This is a genomic window from Endozoicomonas sp. ONNA1 (assembly GCF_024606325.1).
GTDB lineage: Bacteria > Pseudomonadota > Gammaproteobacteria > Pseudomonadales > Endozoicomonadaceae > Endozoicomonas_A.
Window position 1 is genome coordinate 1 of the sequence record NZ_JAHHPN010000118.1, and the last position, 2,038, is coordinate 2,038.

Annotated in this window: 2 protein-coding genes; one reads left to right on the forward strand and one right to left on the reverse strand. The window is 45.4% G+C overall.

The window, feature by feature from the left end:
- Positions 1 to 52: 52 nt before the first annotated feature.
- Positions 53 to 1,546: a Fic family protein gene (locus tag KDK19_RS02680; RefSeq protein ID WP_257279569.1), complete on the reverse strand. Its 1,494-nt coding sequence runs from the start codon at positions 1,544 to 1,546 to the stop codon at positions 53 to 55.
- A 236-nt stretch (positions 1,547 to 1,782) separates the two neighbouring features.
- Between KDK19_RS02680 and KDK19_RS24260 the strand changes: the two genes are divergently transcribed.
- Positions 1,783 to 1,923, forward strand: coding sequence for a type II toxin-antitoxin system HigB family toxin (locus tag KDK19_RS24260; RefSeq protein WP_368736430.1), 141 nt, complete (start codon positions 1,783 to 1,785; stop codon positions 1,921 to 1,923).
- Positions 1,924 to 2,038 lie beyond the last annotated feature (115 nt).

The window sequence follows — 2,038 nt, forward strand, 5'->3', positions numbered from 1 at the left end:
CAATTTCTTGCAATCCTCGCTACGGACGCTTAAGTCCGACAGGCTGCTAGCATCAAGGTGGATACTCACCACCTAATTGCCGGATCACCTGGTTAAACTTCGCTATCCCGACATCAGGAATTTTATCAGCACCATGACTTTCCAGGTCTTGCCGGGCCTCACCATAATCCTGCCAGTTGATCATTGACGCTGTATAGAGATGCATTTGATGAAAGACTTTGGTGAGCGCCCGGAACTTCCCCTGTCGACTGGCCTGTCTAAATCCATTCAAATAACTGTCACGGTGAACCGTTGGCATAATCAGCTTGTGTAATCCCGCTGAGTGCATCTCGGCATTCATCATTATACGGGATAGTCGGCCATTACCATCATCAAATGGATGACATTCACTCACCAGAAACTGCATAAAAATTGCTTTTTTCAGACCTGCCGATAGCCGCTGCCCTATCTCTAGCCCTTGGGCTAATGTGCCCTGCAGTTCTTCCGGCGTGACGAACAGGGTATCTCCCGCTTTATTTGGTTTCTCTTTAAACACCCCCGGACGCTTTTCCATACGGTGATCCATCATTAGCGCATGGCGTGTTTTTAGCAGCTGAATGAACGTCTCAACCGTATCCGGTGTTGCCAGCATCTCCTGATAATCACTGACAAGATCATAGACAGCCATAATATCGTGACTATCTTCATGGCGGTTATTGATGGATTCACGGGAGAACACAATCGTTTCTGCTTCATCAATTTCAAACTCTGTGCCTTCTATATAATTTGAAAAATAACTTTCAAAAAAAGCCAGATTCTTCCAGCTGCGTCCTTGGTAGTCATAAGGCATTTCGTCAAGTTCGCAGCGATTAAGATAGTTTGCCAGTCCGGCAAACAAATCTACTCGTTCAGAATCAAACGGTTCTCTCTGTGCAGTCGCGATGGCCAGTCGGGTTTGCAATGCTTCCGCCGGATTATGAGTTGCCAAAAGAGCACTGACCATTTTATTGAACTTTTCAAACTCCTGCTCCAGCGCAAGGTCGGTAGCCAGATCCCGGGCTTCATCTCTTAACTGGTTTAACCGAAATTCACCTCCTCGCCTCAGTTCTTTGCATAGTTGCTGTTCAACATACTCAGCCCCCAAAGATTTTACGACGTTGGCAGTTGAACGGGAGGGAGCAAGATTTTCCAGGCACTGCCGGGCCAGATTACTTCGGAATAATTCTGGCAGAAACTGTTCGCGACCCAGTGCAGGCTCCCCCGGCATCACTTCAATCACCATCCCGGCACCCACTATAACCCGTCGACGTTTACTGACCCTGGCAATGATAAACACAGACCCATCGGCAGGCTTAAGTTCACATGCAGTGCGAAAGGCGATCAGCACATTCTTCCCGAAAAGATAAGAGACCACTTCATACCAACGGTTTGCCAGAAGTTGCGGGATAGCCTCATAATCTGCATCTGTGTAAATTCCCCGGCGTATCCTGGTTAGTTCACCCTTTTGCACCGCCAGTGCATATTTTTTGGCTTCACTGGCCGTATTTGAGAAAAAAAGCTTTGGCATTTAGTCCACACTTATTTCATTTTATGGAGATAAGTATAGATTAAATACTGGATAGAGCCAGAATAACTATAGACTAAAGGTAATAAATCTGGACTAGTTTGACAGGATCAGTCATTTAAATCTTGGCTGCTGTAATAGCTTGTACCGCTTCCAGTTGTTTTCCCTCTCGGCGGCTCTATTATCATGGTCGTTCAGTAGCTCTCGTGGTCTACTGCCCGATTGATAGGTTCAAGTATATGGAAGATTGGTGGGTTATTGATATTGGTGGAAACAAATATCGAACTGTACTCGGAATTAATTTCAGATCGGGTAGAGTTTTTGTGAAGTTTTTTGGGACTCATAAAGAGTATGACAAATTTACGAACGAGTATAGATGATATAGCTAATATGGAGCCTTGAGTTCCCGCCAAAACATGCAAAAAGTGAATTGACAATGTTAAGTACTCAGCCATACGGAATCGAATATTTCTGGCTTATTGGGCAGGTGCTCTG